Origin of the sequence: Ochrobactrum sp. MYb379 (genome assembly GCF_037479515.1) — a bacterium.
Taxonomy (GTDB): domain Bacteria; phylum Pseudomonadota; class Alphaproteobacteria; order Rhizobiales; family Rhizobiaceae; genus Brucella.
Genome location: NZ_JBBGYW010000005.1, coordinates 85,706 through 107,928, shown reverse-complemented (window position 1 = coordinate 107,928; position 22,223 = coordinate 85,706). Strand labels below are relative to the sequence as shown.

Sequence of the window (22,223 nt, the reverse complement as noted above, 5' to 3'; positions counted from 1 at the left end):
TCACGCATTCACAGCCTGCACTGGCCGAAATGACACGATAATCGACTTTGATGTCGGCGTATCGCTACCCTCACCGGCACTGCCGAGCGGCACTAGCACGTTCATTTCAGGGTAGTAACCAGCAATACATCCGCGCGGAATGTCATAAGGCACAAAGCGGAAATCATGCGCAACGCGTTCAACACCGTCATTGAAATCGCCGACCACATCGGCGCGATCACCCGCTTCGACACCAATATCCGACATATCGGCAGGGTTCATGAAAACCACCTGACGCTCGCCATAAACACCGCGATAGCGGTCATCCATGCCGTAAATTGTCGTGTTGTATTGATCATGGCTTCGGAAGGTTTGCAGAACATAGCGTCCCGGCTTGCCACGCGCCTGCTGATGCTCAACCGCTTCCGGCAATGTTCCGCTCCAGAATGTCGCTTTGCCTTTTGGCGTGCGCCATTCCAGTTCGCGTGCCGAATTGCGCAAATGGAAGCCGCGCGGCACCCGGACTCGCACATTAAAATCGTAGAAATCAGGCAGCACCTTCGCAATATGATTGCGGATCAGATCATAGTCATCAGCCAGAGCCAGCCAGTTAACCGTCTTTGCTCCAAGCGTCGCATTGGCCATTCCAGCGATAATACCGATTTCCGAACGCAACAATGGCGATGCTGGTTTGTTGATGCCACCAGACCCATGCACCATGCTCATGGAATCCTCGACCGTTACAATCTGCGCAACACCTTTGGAATTCAGATCAATCTCCGTGCGCCCAAGACATGGGAGGATGAACGAATCCTGTCCCGGCACCAGATGCGAATGGTTGAGCTTGGTTGCGATATGCACTGTCAGTCGTTGCGAAGACAGCGCCTTGGCAATCATCGGGCTATCCGGCGTGGCACGGGCAAAATTACCGCCAAGCCCAATAAACGCCTTTGCTGAACCGTCCAGCATGGCACCGATTGCACCAAGCACATTATGCCCGGGCGCTCGTGGTACGTTGAAACCAAACTCTTTTTCCAATGCATCCAAAAACGCGGCGGAGGGTTTTTCATTGATACCAACGGTGCGATCGCCCTGCACATTGGAATGGCCACGCACCGGACAAAGGCCCGCACCGGGTTTTCCGATATTGCCGCGAAGCAACATGAAATTGGTAATCTCGCGAATGGTGATGACGGAATGTCGATGCTGCGTAATGCCCATCGCCCATGTGCAGATAACCTTGCCAGCCTGCATATAAATGCGTGCCGCATGTTCGAGTGACTGTCGCAACAAACCCGACTGGTCTTCGATTTCTTCCCACGTCGTCGCATCGACTGCTTTGCGATAGGCTTCAAACTCGGCCGTATGCTGCGCCAAAAACTCCCGATCAAGAACCGACGCTTCACCCTTAGCGAGAGCCTCATCATCAGCCGCAAACACAGCCTTAGCCATGCCGCGAAAAGCAGCCATATCACCGCCGAGACGCGGCTGATAATAATCGCTGGCGATTGCTTCGCTACCGCCGCGCATCATTTCGAGCTTATCTTGCGGGTCGGAAAACCGTTCCAGTCCGCGCTCGCGCACAGGATTGAAAACCACAATCTTCGCACCGCGTTCGGCTGCGCGCCGCAAATCGCCCAACATGCGCGGATGATTGGTGCCGGGATTCTGGCCAACAACAAAAATCGCATCGGCCTGCTCGAAGTCCTCAAGCAGAACAGTGCCTTTGCCAACGCCAACCGCCTGTGTCAGCGCGACACCGCTCGCTTCATGACACATGTTCGAGCAGTCAGGAAAATTATTGGTCCCATAAGAACGCACAAAAAGCTGATAGAGAAATGCAGCCTCATTAGAGGCACGGCCCGATGTGTAAAACTCAACGCGATCCGGCGTATCAAAGCTCTTTAAAATGCTGCCAATAGTCGCAAAAGCCTCATCCCACTCGACCGCTTCATATTTATCGCTCGCCGCATTATAGCGCATCGGATGTGTCAAACGCCCAGTGTTTTCCAGCGCATAATCCGTCCACGAGCGCAATTCGGACACCGTATGTTCGGTGAAAAATTTAGGCGTGGTGCGTCGTTCGGTGGCTTCCCACGCGACAGCCTTCACACCATTTTCGCAAAATTCAAACGACGAGCCATGTTCCGGGTCGCCCCATGCACAGCCGGGGCAATCGAAACCGTCGGGCTGATTGGCTTTGAGCAGTGCCCGCGCACCCGTTAAAGGCGCACCGCTGGCCAGCAATTGCTTGCCGCAGCTTTTTAACGCACCCCACCCACCAGCAGCACTCGACTTTTTGCCGATAAATCCAGTGTCGTGAGTTTTGCTCATTTTGCTATCCTCGACTGCACAGCGCGTCTTGCCCGATTATCTATGTTTTTACGCCTCTTGACCTTCAATATGCGTCAAAAGTGGCCGCTAACTGTCTCAAAATTATCTTTGCTTTATACCATATGGCATCAACATCTCAGCCAAAAAAGCCACCAGATAGTATAGTCCGAAGAGTTGTGGCATCAAATAACCGAGAGCAATCGAAACTATGATGATTGTTTTCCTTGATTTCAGCAACGCAATCGGTCATTCGACTGGTAAACAAAACTGACCACAAGGGGTGGAGAATGCCCAAAATCGTCGAAATCGCTGATCTCAAGCGATTGGCAAAGCGCCGTGTCCCGAAGATGTTCTTCGATTATGCGGACTCTGGCGCATGGACGGAATCGACCTATCGCGCCAATGAAAGCGATTTTTCGAAGATCAAGCTTCGCCAGCGCGTACTGGTCGACATGACCGATCGCTCGCTTGAAACGACGATGATCGGCGAAAAAGTTTCGATGCCTGTCGCTCTCGCCCCAACAGGTTTGACCGGCATGCAACATGCGGATGGCGAAATGCTGGCTGCACAGGCTGCCGAAGCCGCTGGCGTTCCTTTCACCCTGTCTACCATGAGCATTTGCTCCATCGAAGACGTGGCATCGGTTACGAAGAAACCATTCTGGTTTCAGCTTTATGTCATGAAAGATCGCGAGTTCGTAAAGAACCTTATCAGCCGTGCCAAAGCAGCAGGCTGTTCGGCTCTGGTGCTGACGCTTGATCTGCAAATCCTCGGCCAGCGCCATAAAGATCTGCGCAATGGCCTGTCTGCCCCGCCAAAATTCACACCAAAGCATATCTGGCAGATGGCCACCCGCCCCGGCTGGTGTCTGGGCATGATGGGTACGCAGCGCCGCACTTTCCGCAACATTGCTGGTCACGCCCAAAACGTGACTGATCTATCCTCCCTTTCATCCTGGACAGCCGAACAGTTCGACCCACAGTTGAGCTGGAACGACGTTGCCTGGATCAAGGAGCAATGGGGTGGCAAACTGATTCTCAAGGGCATCCTTGACGAAGAAGATGCATTGATGGCGGCCAAGACCGGTGCAGATGCAATCATCGTTTCCAATCACGGTGGCCGCCAGCTTGATGGTGCCGTTTCCTCCATCTCGATGCTCAGGCCAATCGTCGACGCCGTTGGCGACAAGATCGAAGTGCATATGGACGGTGGTGTGCGTTCTGGTCAGGATGTATTGAAAGCACGCGCACTCGGCGCGCAAGGCGTCTTCATTGGCCGCCCATTCCTTTACGGTCTTGGCGCAATGGGCAAAGAAGGCGTGACGCTGGCTCTCGACATCATCCGCAAAGAACTCGACGTGACCATGGCGCTTTGCGGTAAGCGAAATATTAACGACATCGATCAATCTATAATAAAGTCCGTTGATTTCAAATGAACCCAAAAAACCCGGCTCAGGCCGGGATTTTCATATACAACGATTAAGTAGCGGCTTCATTAAATGCACCATTAAGTTTAGTGCCCGCTAATAAGAAGTAACGATCGCTTAAGCATATTCATTTACCATGTTCAGCTAACGGTGCGGGAACCGTACTTTTTTCGGTTGGAGTTGGATTGATGAGATATGTTTCTGCAATAGCGCTCATATCATTTGGTGTGCTGACAGCTACAAACGGCGCGAAAGCCGCTGACATTGTTTTTGAAGAGCCACCAGTAGTAGTAGCGCCACCAGCAGCCTCTAACTGGTATATTCGCGGCGACATTGGCTATAATTTCAAGAACAAGACAGATGGCAACTGGGCTTTTTGGAATCAGGACAATCCACCTTACCGCGGCATTGACGACACGTTCAAATATGACGAGTTTAAGCTTAAAGGCGGTGCCTCGTACGGTGTGGGTGTTGGCTATCGTTTCAATGAAATGTTCCGTACTGATGCCACACTAGATTACTTCCGTGCTGGCATAAATGGTACGACGGACTGTCCTAGCTACATTAAGACTGATCCCGCACATCGACTAAACATTGTGCAAGACAACTGCCATTACAAAGATAATTCGACGGCCAATGTGTGGACAGCAATGGCTAACGCCTATGTCGACCTTCCCAAAATCGGGAATGCTTTAACGCCTTACTTTGGTGCAGGTTTGGGTGCTGCCTATGTTAAATATGACAATTGGAGCACTCGTGAGGTGTGCACCGAACCAACACCCGGTGGCTGTAACTATACCAGTGACAAAGGGGGCCTCGACAGCTGGCGCTTCGCAATGGGTCTCATGGCTGGTGTGAGCTATGATATTACTCAGCAACTCAAGCTCGATCTCGGCTATCGCTATCTGCGTATCAACGGCGGCAAAGCTTACGGTTACGACAAGGAAGACAGCAGCAGGCAACCTTATCCAAATAGTATAGATGGCCCGGGAGCAACCGGAACCCAAGCCCACGACAACGGCTTCAATATCCACACGGTTCGCGCGGGTCTTCGCTACGAATTCAACTAAGATTTGAAAAATAATTAGAAAAAACCCGGCTTATGCCGGGTTTTTTTATGCCCTCGTGACAGGCGCCTTTGATAAAAGCACTGTGCGGATTGCAAAGCTGGAATGAATACGAGCAACGCCCGGCAATCGCGACAGAATTTCCTTGTGAATGATTTCATAAGCCGCAGCATTATCGGCTTCAACGCGTAAAATATAATCAGCATCCCCGGTCATCAAATAGCATTCCTGCACTTCCGGATGCCGACGCACGGCTTCTTCAAAACGGTTGAGATATTCCTCTGTCTGGCGGTCAAGCGTAATACGTACAATCGCCACCAGCCGCTCGTCTCCGCCCGATGAACCTACAATTGCGGTATATCCGCGGATAACACCACTTTCTTCGAGAATCTGCACACGTCGCAGACAGGCTGACTGCGAAAGTCCGACTTCGGCTGCAAGCTGGCTATTGGTCATACGTCCCTCGCGGCGAAGGCAGCGGATAATATTACGGTCGATGCTATCGAGTGTCGCCATGCAGAATCTTCGATCTAAAAGCTAATAAGTGCGTAAATCATGCTAAAATTCGCACAATATGCGACAAATAGCAAAAACATTCGAATAGTCTTCGATTATCATTAAACCTATCGCTTTGGGGGCAAGGAATTGTGATCCGTACCACCAAGGCGATGTGCTTTTGGGAGGAAGCGGATTAAATTCCAGTCATCCCACTAACAAATTGAGTGCACTGGAAATGAGCCCTATGTCGATGCATTTTTCTCAAACGGAACGAGACCTCGCCGCTGGTGGCGTGCTCACTATCGACCTGGCTGCTCTCCGCCACAATTATTCGACGATTGCAAAACGCATTGCGCCAACCCGTGCGGCGGCAGTGGTTAAAGCTGATTCCTATGGCTTGGGCGCGGATCGCGTCGCGCCAGCTTTTTATGAAGCAGGTTGCCGCGATTTCTTCGTTGCCCATCTTGGCGAAGCAATTTCGCTCTGCCCTTTTCTCAATCCTGATGCGACGCTTTACGTGCTGAACGGCCTCCAGCCCGGCACGGAAGCTGCCTGCGCACGCGAGAAAATCCTGCCTGTTCTCAACTCGCTGGAGCAGATTGCAAACTGGTCAGCACTTGCGGCAAGCCTCAATGAAAAACTGCCCGCGCTTTTGCAAATTGACACAGGCATGTCGCGTCTTGGCCTATCGGCCAAAGAACTCGATCAGCTTGTCGATGACCAGCATCTTCTGGACCATATCGACGTCAAGTTTGTCATCAGCCATTTGGCGAGCGGTGATGAACCGGAAAACCCAGCCAATGCGCGCCAGCTGGCAGCCATGTCAGCAGCGCTTTCCCGTTTGCCAAAAATGCCCGTGGCATTTTCAAATTCCGGCGGCTGCTTCCTCGAAAACACCTATCACTTCAATCTCGCGCGCCCGGGCGTAGCGCTTTATGGCGTTGGACCTGCAGCTGGCGAAAATCCTATTAAGCCGGTTCTCGAATTGTCCGCACGCGTCATTCAGGTGCGCGATATCGATAAGGGTGCTGCAGTTGGTTATGGCGGCACATTTATTGCCGACAAGCCTATGCGCATTGCGACCATCGCAGTCGGCTATGCCGATGGCTGGTTCCGCGCTTTGAGCAACAAAGGCTCGGCGTTTCACGGCGATACACGTCTGCCGATTGTCGGTCGCGTTTCGATGGATTCCATCACACTTGATGTAACTGCGCTTCCCGAAGGCACACTCACACTCGGCAGCATGGTCGAACTCGTCGGCCCGCATCAGCGGCTCGAAGATGTGGCGCGGGATTGCGACACCATTCCCTATGAAATCCTGACTTCTTTAGGCCACCGCTATGCCCGCGTTTACGTGGATAGCGACGCGGCAAACACAAAAGCATAAGTATAAGAGGCGAACATGCAGATCATCATTCTCGGCAGCGGCGTTATCGGCGTCACCACGGCATATTATCTGGCCAAACAGGGCCACGAAGTGACTGTCGTTGATCGCGAAGAGGGGCCTGCGCTGGAAACCAGCTTCGCCAATGCCGGACAGGTTTCGCCGGGCTATGCATCGCCATGGGCTGCTCCCGGCATTCCATTGAAAGCTGCAAAATGGCTTTTTCAGAAACACGCTCCGCTGGTTCTGCGCCTGACATCTGATCCTAAGCAATATAGCTGGCTGTTGCAGATGCTCGCCAACTGCACCGAGAGCCGTTACAAGGTCAACAAAAGCCGCATGGTTCGTGTTGCCGAATATAGCCGCGATTGCCTTATGGCACTGCGCGATGAAACCGGCATTCAGTATGACCAGCGCACGCAGGGCACTTTGCAGCTGTTCCGCGAGCAATATCAGCTCGACGGCATTGGCAAGGATATTGAAGTTCTGCGTCAAGACGGCGTGCCGTTTGAAGTTCTCGACCGCGAAGATTGCGTGCGTGTTGAACCAGCTCTGGCCCGCGCCCGCGACAAGTTCGTCGGAGGTCTGCGCCTGCCAAACGATGAAACCGGAGATTGCTTCAAGTTCACCAACGAATTGGCCAAAATCGCTGAAGGTCTTGGCGTCAAGTTCCGCTTTGGCGTCGATATTAAATCGCTGCTGATGTCTGGCGGCAAGGTTTCCGGTGTAGAAACCTCGGAAGGCATTCTGACGGCTGATCGCTATGTTGTGGCACTCGGCAGCTACACACCTGCTCTGGTTAAATCGCTCGGCCTCAATGCGCCGATCTATCCGGTAAAAGGCTATTCGATCACCGCACCGATCATCAACGAAGAGCTGGCCCCTGTCTCGACCGTGCTGGATGAAAGCTTCAAGATCGCCATCACCCGCCTTGGTGACCGCATCCGTGTCGGCGGCATGGCGGAAGTCTCCGGCTTCACCAAAGACCTGCCCGCCGCGCGTCGCGCAACGCTTGATCTGTCGGTGAGCGATCTGTTCCCCGGTGGTGATCTCAAGGCTGCAACCTTCTGGTCGGGCCTACGTCCAATGACACCGGATTCCACGCCGATCATTGGCGCCACCCGCTATGAGAATGTGTTTATCAATGCGGGCCATGGCACGCTCGGCTGGACCATGGGTCCGGGTTCCGGCAAGCTGCTCGCCGATCTTATTTCGGGCAACAAGCCAGATATTCAGGCCGACGATCTTGGTATCGCGCGCTACGCATAATGCTTCCTGAATCAATTCAACAACGATTTGATTCAGCCCTTTGAATAGGGAAGAATATTAGAAACTCGGTGGTGTGCAGGCGCTCACCACCTCACAGGCAACTGGCCCCACGCATTTAAAGCGATGCGGTAACTTGCTTGAAAAGTAATAGGCATCACCCGGCCCTAGTATCCGGCGCTCGCTACCGACCGTCACTTCAATGCGACCGGAAATCACGATGCCGCCCTCCTCGCCCTCATGCATGAGCAAAACCTTGCCAGTATCTGATCCCGGCTCATAGCGCTCTTTGAGGATTTGCAGCGAACGCGAAAACAGGTGGTCCCCCACCTGCCGATAGGAAATCGGCCCCTTGCCGATCTCCACGAGTTCATCTGCCTGATAGAAAACCTTGTGCGGTGCATCCGGCTCAAGCGCAAAAAACTCAGCCATTCCGATAGGAATTCCATCCAGAATGCGCTTTAATGCACCCACCGACGGATTGGACTGATTGGCCTCGATCAACGATATGGTGGAATTGGTCACCCCAGCCCGTTTTGCAAGCTCGCGCTGAGACAGATTCTGCCGCATGCGCACATAACGAAGCCTGCCCCCAATATCGATGCTCATCGATGCTTCCTCATACTGTTTATGATGTTCGATATATCACAAACTTTTATATCAAAGCACGTAATTTCAACGATTTAAATTTTATGAGAAAAGGACTTGTTGCCTTCAACAAAGCATGTCCTGTTGGTCGCAAATAGGAGGTTCTAATGCTTAATAACACCAACGCGCCAAGTCTTGATAACTTCTGGATGCCCTTTACGGCAAACCGCCAATTCAAGGCTGCCCCACGCCTGCTCGCAAGCGCTTCGGGCATGTATTACACCGATGTCGACGGCCATCAGGTTCTGGATGGCACGGCTGGCCTTTGGTGCTGCAATGCCGGTCATGGTCGAAAGCAGATCACACAGGCGGTCGAGCGCCAGATTTCGACCATGGACTTCGCCCCAACCTTCCAGATGGGCCACAACATTGCTTTCGACTTCGCTGAAAAGCTCGCGGCCATTGCGCCCGGCGGCCCGGATGCCAAGCTTGATCGCGTGTTCTTCACCAATTCCGGCTCGGAATCGGTCGATACCGCACTGAAGATCGCTATCGCCTATCAGCGTGCCATTGGTCAGGGTACGCGTACCCTCATCATCGGTCGCGAAAAAGGCTATCACGGCGTTGGCTTCGGCGGCATTTCTGTCGGCGGCCTCGTCAATAACCGTCGAGTCTTCCCGCAGATTCCTGCCGATCATATGCGTCATACGCTCGATATTGGCCGCAATGCATTCTCCAAAGGCCTGCCAGCGCATGGCATCGAACTCGCTGATGATCTGGAACGTCTGGTTCAGTTGCACGGCGCAGAAAAGATTGCCGCCGTCATCGTCGAGCCAATGTCCGGTTCCGCCGGTGTTGTTCTGCCGCCAAAGGGCTATCTCGAACGCATCCGCGCGACCGCTGACAAACACGGCATTCTGGTGATCTATGACGAAGTCATCACCGGCTTCGGACGCCTCGGCACGCCATTTGCGGTTGATTACTTCGGCGTAAAGCCTGATCTCGTCACCACCGCCAAGGGCCTCACCAACGGCGCAATCCCGATGGGCGCTGTCTTTGCCAGCCGCACAGTGCATGATGCGCTGATGACCGGCCCGGAAAACGCCATCGAGCTCTTCCATGGCTACACCTATTCCGGTCATCCGGTTGCCTGTGCTGCTGGTCTTGCCACGCTTGAAATCTACGCCGAAGAAGGTCTTCTGACCCGTGGCGCAGAACTGGCCGAGCATTGGGAGAATGCGCTGCATTCGCTCAAAGACGCACCAAATGTCATCGATATCCGCAACCTCGGCCTCGTTGGCGCAATCGAACTGTCGTCACGCGAAGGCGCTGTCGGCGCACGCGCTTATGACGTGTTCACCGATTGCTTCAAGAAGGGTCTTTTGATCCGCGTCACCGGCGATGTGATCGCGCTTTCTCCACCGCTCATCGTGGAAAAGGAACAGATCGACACCATCGTATCCGTTATCGGAGATGCACTGAAACGCGCAGCCTGATCACCACCCAGTCAAGCTGCAACTTGGCCGCCGCTTTCCCCTGCGGCGGCTTTTTTCTTAAGCATTTCTAGCAAAAGTGCGCAGCGGTTTTGCGTAAGATAATGCGTAAAAACAAACAGATAGAGAAATTTTGGCATTATGCATAACCAGAACTTCTCTATGAATCACATTCTGCGCAAATTGGTCCAAGGGATTCCGCGCATTATCATTTTAGCGGCCCCTACGCGCGACGCCTCCAAAAGCGTAATAACATTACGTTACATTGAAAAAATCAGCTCTGCGACGGCGTAAATTTTGCCACAAGCGCATGACTATCGCCCGGATAAGTGAAGCGTACATGCGTCACCGGCTGATCGGCATTCCAGGTCTGGCGCTCAACGACAAGACAAGGCGAACCGGCAGGCACGCCAAGCGTCGCAGCGTTTTCGTCGGTTGAGACAACCGCGCGGATGGAATGCTGCGCATTGCTCCAAGGCACGCAGGAAACAAGCCACGGACCGGGTGAGTGCTCTGCAAAATCGGTTTCTGCCGCGCTCGGCACGGCAGTCAGACTGATGAACCGTTCTTCCAGCGCAAAGACCCGCTTCCCTGCATAATGACGGCAAACAAGTTCGATCAGTGGTGTATGTCGCGGAATGTCGATATGGCGTGCATCGGCAGGGCCGCTCAGCCGCTCGTTTCGTTTCAGTAGCTCAAAACGATAAGGCTGTCCAAGCGCTGCGACCTCATCGCGAATATCATGGATTTCGAGAATTGCTGCTTGCGACTGCGGGAAGGAAACAAAGCTGCCAGAGCGGCGCTTTCGCTCAATCAGACCGGCTTTTGCCAGCTGCGTCAGCGCCTTGTTCACGGTCATGCGCGAGCAGTTATAATATTCCGTCAGCTCGTGCTCAAACGGGATGCGATGACCGGGTTGCCATTCTCCAGAAATAATGCGCGTTTCAATATCATCCAGAATACGCTGATGCAGCGATATGGTCGCTTCGCTCTGTCTGGATGAAGTATCCTGCACTTTGTTCCCTTTGATTAGTTCAGCAATTCGCCGATCACTTTCTGGAAAGCACGCTCTGCCGCATCGCGCAAGCGGTGATGTCCGCCCTCCACCTGTTTCGCGCCGCGCACCCACACATCAGAGGCACGCGCACGACCGGCAAAAATCCAGCCATCGAGAACCGCATCCCCCTTTGCATGGGGCAGGCGCTCAACATCAAGCGATACAAAATCTGCCGAAGCACCCTGTCTCAAACCATCGCCTTCGCGACCCATAGCAATATTTCCGCCTGTCAATGCACCATCAAACAAGGCTCGTCCGGTCGAGCCTTCGTTTTTCGCCAGCACATTGCGCGCTCGATGCAGCAAACGCTGCGAATATTCATATTGCCGCAACTCGTCGCCAATGCCGATCAGCACATTGGAATCGGACCCAACACCGAACCGGCCACCATTGGCATCAAACACTGTGGCATTGAACGTACCATCGCCAAGATTGGCTTCCGTAACAGGACATAGACCGGCAATCGCACCAGCCTGAGTCATGCGCACAGTTTCCTCGTCAGTCATATGCGTTGCGTGGATGAGGCACCAGCGCGACGACAATTCCTGATGGTCAAGCAGCCATTCGACTGGTCGCTGTCCGGACCACGCAATGCAGTCCTCCACTTCCTTGACCTGTTCAGCAATGTGAATATGCACTGGCGCGTCGGGCAAAAGCTTTGCCGCAAATGTCAGCTCATCCGGGGTGACAGCACGCAGACTGTGCGGGGCCACGCCAAGCACAGCACCATCAAAGCCAGAAAGCGACCTCTCGCAACCTTCAATCAGCCGCGCAAAGCTTGCTTCATCATTGATAAATCGACGCTGCCCCTCATTGGGTGCTGCCCCGCCAAAACTCGAATGCGCATAAAGCACCGGCAACAGGGTCAGCCCGATGCCCGCGTTTTGCGCTGCCGAGACAATGCGATCCGCCATTTCCGAGATATTGCCATAATGCGTGCCGTCGCGATCATGATGCAGGTAATGGAACTCACCAACGCGGGTAAACCCGGCTTCCAGCATATCGACATAAAGCCGCAAGGCGACCGCTTCCGCCTGTTCCGGCGTCATGGTCAGCGCGAACTTATACATGACGTCGCGCCAGCTCCAGAAGCTGTCAGCCGATGGTCCGCGCCGTTCAGCAAGGCCAGCCATACCATATTGAAACGCGTGGCTGTGCAGGTTTGGCATCCCCGCTACGATCACCTTATGGTGCTCGTCTCCCGGCTTGGCTTCAACGCCAGCTTCCACAGAAGCAATTTTTCCCAGAGCCAGACCAAGTCGCACATTCTCTGCCCAACCCGCATGCAAAAGCGCTTGTTTAGCATGAATAAATTGCGTTTTTTCGACCGTGGCTGACATTATGTTTCGCTCCTCTTTGCACCCATTTTGCAGCATCACTTTTCAACAGATCGCAATTGGATGCATTTTTTCTCTTGGCGGCTTCGCTAATATGTATATACATTATCGAAAAACAGGGGAAGCGAGAAAACGCTCATGACACAAAAAACGAACTTCGTTTTAACGCAGGCGCGCATCGCCACTCTATCGGAAAAGGCAGATGGACTTGGTTTGATCGAAGCTGCAGCAATTGCCGTCAAAGATGGCAAAATCGCTTATGTCGGCGCTGAAATTGATCTTCCTGCTGAATATGCCTCGCTTGAGAAGATTGACTGCGAAGGTCGCCTGATCACGCCCGGCCTGATCGACTGTCACACGCATCTGGTCCACGCAGGCAATCGCGCGCATGAATTTGAACTGCGCCTGAATGGCGCCACTTACGAAGAAGTTGCGCGGGCGGGCGGCGGCATTGTTTCCTCTGTTAAAAACCTGCGAGCGGCCAGCGAAGATGATCTCGTGCGGGAAACCCTGCCCCGCCTTGATGCGCTGATTGCAGAAGGCGTGACGACAGTTGAAGTCAAATCGGGTTATGGTCTCGATACTCAAAGCGAAGCAAAGTCATTGCGCGCAGCGCGCCGTCTGGCGAAAGAGCGCGATGTTTCTATTCGCACCACCTTTCTGGGCGCTCATGCCCTGCCGCTGGAAATGAATGGCGATAAAGCGGCTTTCATCGACAAGATCGTCAACGAAATGCTGCCTGCCATTGCAGCCGAAAATCTCGCCGATGCGGTGGACGGGTTTTGTGAAGGTATTGCATTTTTGCCTGACGAAATCGCCCGCGTTTTCGATGCTGCAAAGGCGCACGGCCTTCAGGTCAAACTCCACGCAGACCAGCTTTCCAATCTGCATGGCGCAGCTCTTGCCGCTTCATATGATGCGCTGTCTGCCGATCATCTCGAATATACCGATGCTGACGGCGCGGCTGCCATGGCAAAGGCTGGAACCGTCGCAGTTCTGCTTCCCGGCGCTTATTATTTCATCCGCGAAACGCAAAAACCGCCAGTCGATTTTTTCCGTGCGGCTGGCACAAAGATGGCGCTGGCCACCGACAACAATCCCGGCACTTCGCCGCTGACCTCGCTTCTGCTCACCATGAACATGGGCGCAACCCTGTTCCGCATGACAGTCGATGAATGCATTGCAGGCGTCACCCGCGAAGCAGCCCGCGCCCTTGGCGTGCTTAATCAGACCGGAACGCTGGAGGTCGGCAAGGATGCTGATCTCGCCATCTGGAACGTCGAGCGTCCGGCAGAGCTTGTTTACCGCATCGGCTTTAATCCGCTCTGGAAGCGGGTTTTCAAAGGCCAGATTTAATTCATATCCCCAATGGAGTTTTCCATGAGCCTTATATTGCAGCCCGGCAGCGTTCCACTCTCGATCCTCGAGAAAGTCTATCGCGAAAACCTTGCCGTTCGCATTGATCCCTCGTTCCATACAGGCGTTGAAAAAGCAGCCGCCCGCATTGCCGAAATCGCCGCGGGCGATGCACCAGTTTATGGCATCAATACTGGCTTTGGTAAGCTTGCCTCTATCCGTATTGCTCCCGAAGATGTGGCAACACTTCAGCGCAATCTCATCCTGTCGCATTGCTGTGGCGTGGGGGAACCGCTGAGCGAAGACATCGTGCGCCTCATCATGGCGCTGAAGCTCATTTCGCTTGGCCGTGGGGCATCAGGCGTGCGGCTCGAACTCATCACCCTCATCGAAGCCATGCTTGAAAAAGGCGTGATTCCGATGATCCCGGCCAAGGGTTCGGTTGGCGCTTCTGGCGATCTCGCACCGCTCGCTCATATGGCAGCTGCCATGATCGGCGAAGGTGAAGCCTTCTATCAGGGCGAACGCCTGCTATCTGCTGACGCCCTCAATCAAGCAGGTCTCAAGCCCGTCGTTCTGGCTGCCAAGGAAGGTCTCGCCCTCATCAACGGCACACAAACCTCGACTGCACTGGCATTGGCCGGTCTGTTCCGCGCGCATCGTGCATTGCAGGCAGCCCTCATCACCGGCGCACTGTCGACCGATGCGGCAATGGGTTCAACTGCTCCGTTTCATCCAGATATTCACAGCTTACGCGGTCATCAGGGCCAGATCGATACGGCTGCAGCACTGCGCAATCTCCTGTCTGGTTCGGTTATTCGCGAGAGCCACCTTGAAGGCGACCAGCGCGTACAAGATCCTTATTGCATCCGCTGCCAGCCACAGGTCGATGGTGCCTGTCTCGACATTCTGCGCCAAGCTGCACGCACACTTGAAATCGAAGCCAATGCCGTCACCGACAATCCGCTCGTCCTGTCCGATGATAGTGTCGTTTCCGGCGGCAACTTCCATGCCGAACCGGTTGCTTTCGCAGCCGACCAGATCGCGCTTGCCGTCTGTGAAATTGGCGCGATTGCCCAGCGTCGCATTGCGCTTCTGGTTGACCCTGCGCTTTCCTTCGGTCTGCCAGCCTTCCTTGCGAAGAAGCCGGGCCTCAATTCGGGTCTTATGATTGCGGAAGTTACTTCGGCAGCGCTGATGAGCGAAAACAAGCAGATGGCGCATCCGGCATCGGTTGATTCCACACCAACCTCTGCCAATCAGGAAGATCACGTCTCTATGGCCTGCCATGGTGCTCGCCGCCTGTTGCAGATGACCGAAAACCTCAACTCAATCATTGGCATTGAAGCATTGACCGGCGCGCTCGGCGTTGAATTGCGCGGGCCCCTTGAAACCAGCCCTGAGCTGAAAGCTGCCACCGCCGTTCTGCGCGCGAATGTACCGACGCTCGACGTTGATCGCTACATGGCAAACGATCTCAAAGCCGCAAGCGAAATCATCGCCGACGGCTCGTTCGTTGCCAGCATCAGCACAACTATTCTGCCTGCACTGGAAGCCTGATATGAGTACCTTTGAAGTCAAACAGGGTCCATCATCCGTCATTCTCGGCCTGCCCCACACCGGAACGGATGTACCGGAAGACATCTGGTTACGGCTTAATGACAATGGCCGCATTCTTGCCGACACCGACTGGCATATCCATCAGCTCTATGACGGGCTGCTTGACAATGTCACGACCGTCCGCGCTACCGCCCACCGCTATTGTCTTGATGTTAATCGCGATCCGAATGGTTCGAGCCTCTATCCGGGCCAGAATACCACTGGTCTTATACCGACCACTGATTTCGACGGTCTCGCCATCTGGAAAGACGGCGAAGCGCCCAACGAAGCCGATATTCCCGATCGCATTGCCCGCTTCCACAAGCCGTATCACGATGCGCTTGCAGCCGAAATCGAACGCGTGAAGGCAATCCACGGCGTGGCGATCCTGTATGATTGCCACTCGATCCGCTCGCATATCCCGTTCCTTTTTGAAGGCAAGCTGCCGGATTTTAATGTCGGCACGGATATGGGCAAGACGTGCGATCCAAGGATCGAAGCTGCAACCGTAAACGTGACCCAAAACGCCACCGGCTACACATCCATCCTCAATGGCCGCTTCAAGGGCGGATGGACGACGCGCCATTACGGCAGGCCTGAAACCGGCGTCCACGCCATCCAGATGGAACTGGCGCAATCCACGCATCTTGCGACAGAAAGCGTCCCCTTCGACTACGACGTCGCCAAAGCTGAAAAGCTCCGTGTGTATCTCAAAACCATTCTTGAGCGGCTCGAAAACATTGCCGCCGAACTGAAACGCTGAGGAGAACATCATGTCCAACCCACGTCATAATGAGCGCGAAATCCGCGCTCCACGCGGCACCGAACTCAATGCCAAGAGCTGGCTCACCGAAGCCCCCCTGCGCATGCTGATGAACAATCTCGACCCGGATGTTGCAGAACGCCCGCATGAGCTGGTTGTCTATGGCGGCATTGGTCGTGCAGCCCGTACATGGGACGACTTCGACAAGATCGTTGCAACGCTGAAAACGCTCAACGACGACGAAACCCTGCTGGTGCAGTCGGGCAAGCCAGTCGGCGTGTTTCGCACCCACAAAGATGCGCCGCGCGTTCTGATCGCCAATTCCAACCTCGTGCCGCATTGGGCAACATGGGACCATTTCAACGAACTGGATAAAAAGGGTCTCGCCATGTATGGCCAGATGACCGCCGGTTCATGGATTTATATCGGCGCGCAGGGCATCGTTCAGGGCACCTATGAAACCTTTGTTGAAGCCGGCCGCCAGCATTATGACGGCAATCTCAAGGGCAAATGGATTCTGACCGGCGGTCTCGGCGGCATGGGCGGCGCACAGCCTCTCGCAGCCGTCATGGCAGGTGCCTGCTGCCTCGCAGTCGAGTGCGACGAAACCCGCGCCGATTTCCGCCTGCGTACTCGGTATGTCGATGAAAAGACCCACAGCCTTGATGAAGCTCTCGCCAAGATCAACGAATGGACCAAGGCAGGTGAAGCCAAATCCATTGCACTGATCGGCAATGCTGCTGAAATATTCCCGGAACTCGTCAAGCGCGGCGTTCGCCCTGACATCGTGACCGATCAGACCTCGGCACATGATCCGGTTCATGGCTATCTGCCTATCGGCTGGAGCGTTGCTGAATGGCGTGCCAAGCAGGAAAGCGATCCGAAGGGCGTTGCAAAAGCCGCCCGCGCTTCGATGAAGGTGCAGGTTCAGGCCATGCTCGACTTCCACAATGCGGGCATTCCAACTGTCGATTACGGCAACAACATCCGCCAGATGGCACTGGAAGAAGGTCTGGAAGACGCATTTGCCTTCCCCGGCTTCGTACCTGCCTATATCCGCCCGCTGTTCTGCCGCGGCATTGGACCTTTCCGTTGGGCAGCCCTTTCCGGCGATCCGGAAGATATTGCGAAGACCGATGCCAAGGTGAAAGAACTGTTGCCGGACAATAAACACCTACACAACTGGCTCGACATGGCGAAAGAACGCATCGCGTTTCAGGGTCTGCCAGCCCGCATCTGCTGGGTTGGTCTCGGCGATCGTCACCGCCTCGGCCTCGCCTTCAACGAAATGGTCCGCAATGGCGAACTGAAAGCACCTATCGTTATTGGTCGTGACCACCTTGATAGTGGCTCGGTTGCTTCGCCGAACCGCGAAACCGAATCCATGAAGGACGGTTCGGATGCCGTATCCGACTGGCCACTGCTCAATGCGCTGCTCAACACCGCATCGGGCGCAACATGGGTATCGCTCCATCACGGCGGCGGCGTCGGCATGGGCTTCTCCCAGCATTCGGGCATGGTGATCTGCTGTGACGGCTCGGAAGATGCGGATGAGCGCATTGGCCGCGTGTTGTGGAACGATCCGGCAACCGGCGTCATGCGTCATGCCGATGCAGGCTATGAAGAAGCGCTCGACTGGGCAAAGCAGCAGGGTCTGCGTCTGCCTGCGATCCTCGGAAACTAAGCCATGCGCATCTTACGCAGTGCCGATCACAAACGCATGCCGTGGAAAAACGGCGGCGGCGTAACGGTCGAAATTGCGATCTACCCTGAAAATGCGTCAGTCGATAATTTCGACTGGCGCATTTCCACTGCAACCGTTGCCAATGACGGCCCCTTCTCGGTTTTCACTGGCATTGACCGCACATTATCGGTGCTGGAAGGCAACGGCATTGTTCTCGATGTTGAAGGTGTGGAAACCACCCTCACCCGCGAGACAGCACCCTTTGCTTTTGGCGCCGATGCAAGCTCTAGTGCCCGCCTGATCGAAGGTCCAATCACCGACCTCAACGTCATGACGCGACGTAGAAACTTCGCGCATCAAGTCGAACGCATCGTCACAAATGATTCGGTGATCGTTGAAGCAGAAAGCGGCACCGTGCTTATTTTCTGTGCAGAAGGAAATTTCGAGCTAAAAAGCGACAGCAGAATCGCGCATCTCGACCAGCATGACTGCCTGATCTTATCGGAAGACACGCAATTTTCTGTAGAACTTATTGGTAAGGGCATCGCCTATAAGATTTCGATTATAGAAATATAATCAAAGGCTTATTCGATATTTTATCAGAGAGCCAAGCAAAGGCTTCTTTGCTTGGCTCTCTGGACAGAAATCGCGGTCCTGCTAATTTGTTTGCAAGAATATGTATATGCTTAAAACAAAAAAGGGGTTCACATATGAGAAAATCTTGGTTGGCAGGTGCCGCCCTCGCAGCACTCACCTTCGCTTCGAGCGCACAGGCAGAAACAAAAGTCGCAATCGGCTTTTCTGGCTGGACCGGCTTTGGTCCGCTCACACTTGCGAAAGAAGCAGGCATCTTCAAGAAGAACGGCCTCGACGTCACGCTCAATAAAATTCCACAGGCAAGCCGTCATCTGGCGCTCGCTTCTGGTGATATTCAGTGTGCCGCGACCACCGTTGAAACATGGATTATCTGGAACTCGGCAGGCGTTAAGTCAAAGCAGATTTTCCAGATGGACAAATCCTATGGTGCTGACGGCATCGCCGTGCGCGGTGACGTCAATTCCTTTGCCGATCTCAAAGGCAAGACAGTTGCTGCGTCCGCTCCCGGCACGTCGCCTTACTTCTTTCTGGCCTTCATGCTCGCTAAAAACGGCATGACCACCAAGGACGTTAAGATCGTCAACATGGAGCCAGGACCAGCAGCACAGGCTTTCGTTGCCGGACAAAACGATGCGGCCATGACTTACGAGCCGTATCTTTCCACAGTGCGCGCAGCACCAGATAAAGGCAAAATCCTCGCGACCACGCTGGAATATCCGGCTGTGATGGACACCGTTGGCTGCACACCGGATTTCCTTGAAAAGAACCCGGAAGCTGCAAAGGCTCTTGCCACCAGTTATTTCGAAGCTCTTGAAATGATTGCTGCTGATCCAGCCAAATCCTATGAAATCATGGGCAAGGACGTGAAGCAGTCTGGCGAACAGTTCGGCCAGTCAGCAGCCTATCTGCGCTGGCAGGACAAGGCAGCTAACCAAAAGTTCTTTGAAGGTGAATTCAAGGAATTCTCGGAAGAGGCAGCAAAGCTCCTGCTTGACGCTGGCGTCATCAAGAACAAGCCAAATCTCGACGAGATTGTCGACATCAGCTTTATCAAGTAAGTAACATCGCAACGCAGACTCGGAGTTCACTCCGGGTCTGTTTCATTTCCGCCCCTCTTATGAGAAGGCGACCGTCTTACTAAACGGATATGTCTATGCAGCCTATGCAACCAATCGGAAATGGAGCCCGGATTCTTCTGGGAATTCTGTTCTTCTTGCTTTTCTTCGCTTTTTGGGGCGTTGCAACGCTCGGAGGCTTTGTTTCGCCCACCTTCCTCGCTGATCCGATCACGATGGTGAAGGATGGATATGATCTCATTGCCAATCAAGGCTTTATGTCGGATATCGGCATGACTGTCTGGCGTGTGTTGGGCGGCTTCATCATGGCAAGCATCGTCGCCATCCCGCTTGGCATCGCCATGGGGGCCTATAAGCCGATTGAGGCGCTGCTCGAACCCTTCGTTTCCTTCGCGCGCTATCTGCCGGCATCAGCCTTCGTGCCGCTTCTCATTCTCTGGTCAGGCATTGGCGAAACACAAAAGCTGCTCGTTATCTTCATTGGCGCCGTGTTCCAGCTCATTCTGATGATCGCCGTCATCGTTTCCGGCACACGCCGTGATCTGGTGGAGGCTGCTTATACGCTGGGCGCCAAGGACCGTGGCGTTATTCGCCGTGTGCTTGTGCCTTCAAGCGCTCCCGATATTGCCGAAACGCTGCGCCTCGTGCTGGGCTGGGCATGGACTTATGTGATCGTGGCAGAGCTGATCGGCGCATCGTCAGGCATCGGCTATATGATCATCAATTCGCAGGCGCTGATGGCCACCGGGCAGATCATTTTCGGCATTATCGTGATCGGCGTGATCGGGCTGATTTCTGATCTGGCCTTCAAATATATCAACCGCTGGCTCTTTGCGTGGAGGTTTGCGTAATGGTTACGACAACCGAACAGGAACTCGTCGTCAAAGGCGTGAGCCGTACCTTTCCGGGTGTTCACGGCGGCAAACCAACACTGGCGCTACAGGCAACCGATCTCATCATTCCGAAGAATGATTTCGTGACTATTCTCGGCCCATCGGGCTGCGGCAAGTCCACACTCCTGCGTATTATTGCGGGTCTCGACAAGCCGACAACTGGCACGGTGACACTCGAAGGTCAGCCGGTCAAAGGACCGGGTGCTGATCGCGGTATGGTGTTCCAGTCTTATACGCTGTTTCCATGGCTGACCGTTCGGCAGAATGTCGGTTTCGGCCTGCGCGAAAAAGGCATGCCAGAAAAACAGGCCCGCGAGATCATCGATAGCTATATCGACAAAGTCGGCCTGCGCGGCTTTGAAAATCACTGGCCCAAGCAGCTTTCGGGCGGGATGCAGCAGCGCACGGCAATTGCCCGCGCACTCGCTAATGATCCAAAGATTTTGCTGCTCGATGAGCCTTTTGGCGCGCTCGACAACCAGACGCGTGGACTGATGCAGGAACTCCTACTCGGCATCTGGGAACGTGAGCAGAAAACCGTGATTTTCGTCACCCACGATATTGAGGAGTCGATATTCATGGCGACCCGCGTCGTCACGATGACCGCTCGTCCAGGCAAGATCAAATCGATCACGCCAGTCAATATCGAGCACCCGCGTTCTTATCAGGTCAAAGCCAGCCCGGAATTCTCTGAACTGCGCTTAAAGCTCACCGAAGAAATCCGCAGCGAAGCAATTACAGCAGCAAAGCAGGCTGCCTGAAAATTATTGTTCCTTCTGATGAGATGGTATCTTAAGAAAAGGCTGCGATGTTCTTCGCAGCCTTTTCTTTTTAGCGCTTTGGTTATGCGCTTTTTTCAGGACTTCCCACCATGGCCGTTTCAGCAGAACTTGAAGATCGCATCGTTTATGTGAATGGCGAATATGTCACCGCGCGCGATGCAAAAATCTCGATCTTTGATCGTGGTTTTCTCTTTGGTGACGGAATTTACGAAGTAACCGCCGTGCTAGACGGCAAGCTGGTCGATAGCGACCCGCATATGAAGCGCCTGCGTCGTTCGACAGGTGAAATCGGCATTCCTATGCCAATGAGCGAAGATGAGATTGTCGAGATCGAGCGTGAACTGATCCGCCGCAACAATCTCACTGAAGGTCTGGTCTATTTGCAAGTTACGCGCGGTGACGGTCGCGACCGTGATTTTGTCGCTAAAGGCTTGAAGCCATCCTTAGTTCTGTTCACCCAAGTTAAAGCCCTCGCCAACAGGCCGGAAGTCGCAACAGGCATCCGCGTACTTTCGCTTGATGATCTGCGCTGGAAGCGTCGCGACATCAAAACCGTCTGCCTTCTGCCACAGGCTCTCGCCAAGGAAATCGCCAAGGGTTCCGGTTGCGATGAAGCCTGGATGTTAGAGGACGGCTACGTCACCGAAGGCGCATCTTCGACCGGCTATATTGTCACGCAGGATGACGTCATCGTCACCCGCCCGAACAGCAATGCGGTCTTGCCGGGTTGCACACGTTTGTCCCTTTTACAGCTCATCGCGGAAACCGGCATGAAGCTTGAAGAGCGTCTTTTCACGATTGATGAAGCCTATGCTGCAAAAGAAGCTTTCATGACGAGTGCGGGTACTTTTGTAACGCCGATTTCGTTTATAGACGATAAGCCAATTGGTGGTGGCAAGCCAGGTCCGGTCGCACTCAAGCTGCGTGAGATTTATCTCGACCACGCTCGCCGCACGGCAATCTGAGAATAGTAAATCAGGCTGAAAACAGATCGGGCCGGAACTGAGTTCCGGCCCGGTTTGCTCACGCCTCCCTCTCCCAAA

At 54.1% G+C, this 22,223-nt stretch carries 20 protein-coding genes; 14 read left to right on the top strand and 6 right to left on the bottom strand.

Annotated elements, in window-relative coordinates:
• Entirely contained in the window at positions 1-2,313 is a 2,313-nt protein-coding gene (locus WH356_RS12830) for an FdhF/YdeP family oxidoreductase (RefSeq protein WP_339511378.1), read from the bottom strand.
• Between the two features lie 287 nt (positions 2,314-2,600).
• Between WH356_RS12830 and WH356_RS12825 the strand changes: the two genes are divergently transcribed.
• Together WH356_RS12825 and WH356_RS12820 are read left to right on the top strand one after the other, a co-directional pair.
• Complete coding sequence (locus WH356_RS12825) at positions 2,601-3,749, top strand: alpha-hydroxy acid oxidase (protein WP_339511375.1); 1,149 nt, start codon at positions 2,601-2,603, stop codon at positions 3,747-3,749.
• 179 nt (positions 3,750-3,928) lie between these two features.
• A complete protein-coding gene (locus WH356_RS12820; RefSeq protein ID WP_339511373.1) occupies positions 3,929-4,810 on the top strand; it encodes an outer membrane protein in 882 nt (293 codons plus the stop codon).
• Between the two features lie 45 nt (positions 4,811-4,855).
• Here the strand turns inward: WH356_RS12820 and WH356_RS12815 are convergent, their stop codons facing one another.
• A complete protein-coding gene (locus WH356_RS12815; RefSeq protein ID WP_310009665.1) occupies positions 4,856-5,323 on the bottom strand; it encodes an Lrp/AsnC family transcriptional regulator in 468 nt (155 codons plus the stop codon).
• A gap of 217 nt (positions 5,324-5,540) precedes the next feature.
• Here WH356_RS12815 and alr point away from each other — a divergent pair, with 217 nt between their 5' ends.
• Together alr and WH356_RS12805 are read left to right on the top strand one after the other, a co-directional pair.
• On the top strand, positions 5,541-6,692 hold the full coding sequence (alr, locus tag WH356_RS12810; protein WP_339511370.1) for an alanine racemase: 1,152 nt from the start codon (positions 5,541-5,543) through the stop codon (positions 6,690-6,692).
• A 15-nt stretch (positions 6,693-6,707) separates the two neighbouring features.
• Complete coding sequence (locus WH356_RS12805; RefSeq protein WP_339511368.1) at positions 6,708-7,958, top strand: D-amino acid dehydrogenase; 1,251 nt, start codon at positions 6,708-6,710, stop codon at positions 7,956-7,958.
• 57 nt (positions 7,959-8,015) lie between these two features.
• Here the strand turns inward: WH356_RS12805 and WH356_RS12800 are convergent, their stop codons facing one another.
• Complete coding sequence (locus WH356_RS12800; protein ID WP_140903681.1) at positions 8,016-8,564, bottom strand: cupin domain-containing protein; 549 nt, start codon at positions 8,562-8,564, stop codon at positions 8,016-8,018.
• Between the two features lie 146 nt (positions 8,565-8,710).
• Here WH356_RS12800 and WH356_RS12795 point away from each other — a divergent pair, with 146 nt between their 5' ends.
• Positions 8,711-10,039, top strand: a complete 1,329-nt coding sequence (locus tag WH356_RS12795) for an aspartate aminotransferase family protein (RefSeq protein ID WP_339511362.1) — start codon at positions 8,711-8,713, stop codon at positions 10,037-10,039.
• A gap of 11 nt (positions 10,040-10,050) precedes the next feature.
• Here the strand turns inward: WH356_RS12795 and WH356_RS12790 are convergent, their stop codons facing one another.
• The 3 genes from WH356_RS12790 to WH356_RS12780 form a co-directional block, all read right to left on the bottom strand.
• On the bottom strand, positions 10,051-10,176 hold the full coding sequence (locus tag WH356_RS12790; RefSeq protein ID WP_339511796.1) for a hypothetical protein: 126 nt from the start codon (positions 10,174-10,176) through the stop codon (positions 10,051-10,053).
• A 134-nt stretch (positions 10,177-10,310) separates the two neighbouring features.
• Positions 10,311-11,051 carry a histidine utilization repressor gene (gene hutC, locus WH356_RS12785; protein WP_339511360.1) on the bottom strand — a complete coding sequence of 247 codons (741 nt, stop codon included), beginning with the start codon at positions 11,049-11,051 and terminating at the stop codon, positions 10,311-10,313.
• Positions 11,052-11,065: 14 nt separating this feature from the next.
• Positions 11,066-12,433, bottom strand: a complete 1,368-nt coding sequence (locus WH356_RS12780) for a formimidoylglutamate deiminase (protein ID WP_339511358.1) — start codon at positions 12,431-12,433, stop codon at positions 11,066-11,068.
• A gap of 135 nt (positions 12,434-12,568) precedes the next feature.
• Here WH356_RS12780 and hutI point away from each other — a divergent pair, with 135 nt between their 5' ends.
• The 9 genes from hutI to WH356_RS12735 all read left to right on the top strand — a co-directional run bounded on the left by hutI (position 12,569) and on the right by WH356_RS12735 (position 22,145).
• The gene (gene hutI / locus WH356_RS12775) at positions 12,569-13,786 is read left to right on the top strand and encodes an imidazolonepropionase (protein ID WP_339511356.1); all 1,218 of its coding nucleotides are present in this window, start codon (positions 12,569-12,571) and stop codon (positions 13,784-13,786) included.
• Between the two features lie 24 nt (positions 13,787-13,810).
• Positions 13,811-15,346 carry a histidine ammonia-lyase gene (gene hutH / locus WH356_RS12770; protein ID WP_339511354.1) on the top strand — a complete coding sequence of 512 codons (1,536 nt, stop codon included), beginning with the start codon at positions 13,811-13,813 and terminating at the stop codon, positions 15,344-15,346.
• A gap of 1 nt (position 15,347) precedes the next feature.
• The gene (gene hutG / locus WH356_RS12765) at positions 15,348-16,148 is read left to right on the top strand and encodes an N-formylglutamate deformylase (protein ID WP_339511352.1); all 801 of its coding nucleotides are present in this window, start codon (positions 15,348-15,350) and stop codon (positions 16,146-16,148) included.
• A gap of 10 nt (positions 16,149-16,158) precedes the next feature.
• Positions 16,159-17,832, top strand: coding sequence for a urocanate hydratase (hutU, locus tag WH356_RS12760; protein WP_339511351.1), 1,674 nt, complete (start codon positions 16,159-16,161; stop codon positions 17,830-17,832).
• Between the two features lie 3 nt (positions 17,833-17,835).
• Positions 17,836-18,408 (top strand): HutD/Ves family protein, encoded by a 573-nt coding sequence (locus tag WH356_RS12755; RefSeq protein ID WP_339511350.1) that lies wholly within the window; start codon positions 17,836-17,838, stop codon positions 18,406-18,408.
• Positions 18,409-18,542: 134 nt separating this feature from the next.
• A complete protein-coding gene (locus WH356_RS12750) occupies positions 18,543-19,487 on the top strand; it encodes an ABC transporter substrate-binding protein (protein ID WP_339511349.1) in 945 nt (314 codons plus the stop codon).
• Positions 19,488-19,582: 95 nt separating this feature from the next.
• Positions 19,583-20,356 carry an ABC transporter permease gene (locus WH356_RS12745; protein ID WP_339511348.1) on the top strand — a complete coding sequence of 258 codons (774 nt, stop codon included), beginning with the start codon at positions 19,583-19,585 and terminating at the stop codon, positions 20,354-20,356.
• Positions 20,356-21,159, top strand: a complete 804-nt coding sequence (locus WH356_RS12740; RefSeq protein ID WP_339511347.1) for an ABC transporter ATP-binding protein — start codon at positions 20,356-20,358, stop codon at positions 21,157-21,159. Before WH356_RS12745 ends, WH356_RS12740 begins: the two co-directional genes overlap by 1 nt.
• Before the next feature lie 110 nt (positions 21,160-21,269).
• Positions 21,270-22,145 (top strand): D-amino-acid transaminase, encoded by an 876-nt coding sequence (locus WH356_RS12735; protein ID WP_339511346.1) that lies wholly within the window; start codon positions 21,270-21,272, stop codon positions 22,143-22,145.
• Positions 22,146-22,223 lie beyond the last annotated feature (78 nt).

What these genes read in the sequence shown, in the direction of transcription:
- WH356_RS12795 (WP_339511362.1), top strand. Translation starts at nt 8,711, where the DNA reads ATGCTTAATAACACCAACGCGCCAAGTCTTGATAACTTCTGGATGCCC.
- WH356_RS12830 (WP_339511378.1), bottom strand. Translation starts at nt 2,313, where the DNA reads ATGAGCAAAACTCACGACACTGGATTTATCGGCAAAAAGTCGAGTGCT.
- hutG (WP_339511352.1), top strand. Translation starts at nt 15,348, where the DNA reads ATGAGTACCTTTGAAGTCAAACAGGGTCCATCATCCGTCATTCTCGGC.
- WH356_RS12790 (WP_339511796.1), bottom strand. Translation starts at nt 10,176, where the DNA reads ATGCCAAAATTTCTCTATCTGTTTGTTTTTACGCATTATCTTACGCAA.
- WH356_RS12755 (WP_339511350.1), top strand. Translation starts at nt 17,836, where the DNA reads ATGCGCATCTTACGCAGTGCCGATCACAAACGCATGCCGTGGAAAAAC.
- WH356_RS12745 (WP_339511348.1), top strand. Translation starts at nt 19,583, where the DNA reads ATGCAGCCTATGCAACCAATCGGAAATGGAGCCCGGATTCTTCTGGGA.
- hutI (WP_339511356.1), top strand. Translation starts at nt 12,569, where the DNA reads ATGACACAAAAAACGAACTTCGTTTTAACGCAGGCGCGCATCGCCACT.
- WH356_RS12825 (WP_339511375.1), top strand. Translation starts at nt 2,601, where the DNA reads ATGCCCAAAATCGTCGAAATCGCTGATCTCAAGCGATTGGCAAAGCGC.
- hutH (WP_339511354.1), top strand. Translation starts at nt 13,811, where the DNA reads ATGAGCCTTATATTGCAGCCCGGCAGCGTTCCACTCTCGATCCTCGAG.
- WH356_RS12820 (WP_339511373.1), top strand. Translation starts at nt 3,929, where the DNA reads ATGAGATATGTTTCTGCAATAGCGCTCATATCATTTGGTGTGCTGACA.
- WH356_RS12735 (WP_339511346.1), top strand. Translation starts at nt 21,270, where the DNA reads ATGGCCGTTTCAGCAGAACTTGAAGATCGCATCGTTTATGTGAATGGC.
- WH356_RS12750 (WP_339511349.1), top strand. Translation starts at nt 18,543, where the DNA reads ATGAGAAAATCTTGGTTGGCAGGTGCCGCCCTCGCAGCACTCACCTTC.
- WH356_RS12800 (WP_140903681.1), bottom strand. Translation starts at nt 8,564, where the DNA reads ATGAGCATCGATATTGGGGGCAGGCTTCGTTATGTGCGCATGCGGCAG.
- alr (WP_339511370.1), top strand. Translation starts at nt 5,541, where the DNA reads ATGAGCCCTATGTCGATGCATTTTTCTCAAACGGAACGAGACCTCGCC.
- WH356_RS12780 (WP_339511358.1), bottom strand. Translation starts at nt 12,433, where the DNA reads ATGTCAGCCACGGTCGAAAAAACGCAATTTATTCATGCTAAACAAGCG.
- hutU (WP_339511351.1), top strand. Translation starts at nt 16,159, where the DNA reads ATGTCCAACCCACGTCATAATGAGCGCGAAATCCGCGCTCCACGCGGC.
- WH356_RS12805 (WP_339511368.1), top strand. Translation starts at nt 6,708, where the DNA reads ATGCAGATCATCATTCTCGGCAGCGGCGTTATCGGCGTCACCACGGCA.
- WH356_RS12740 (WP_339511347.1), top strand. Translation starts at nt 20,356, where the DNA reads ATGGTTACGACAACCGAACAGGAACTCGTCGTCAAAGGCGTGAGCCGT.
- WH356_RS12815 (WP_310009665.1), bottom strand. Translation starts at nt 5,323, where the DNA reads ATGGCGACACTCGATAGCATCGACCGTAATATTATCCGCTGCCTTCGC.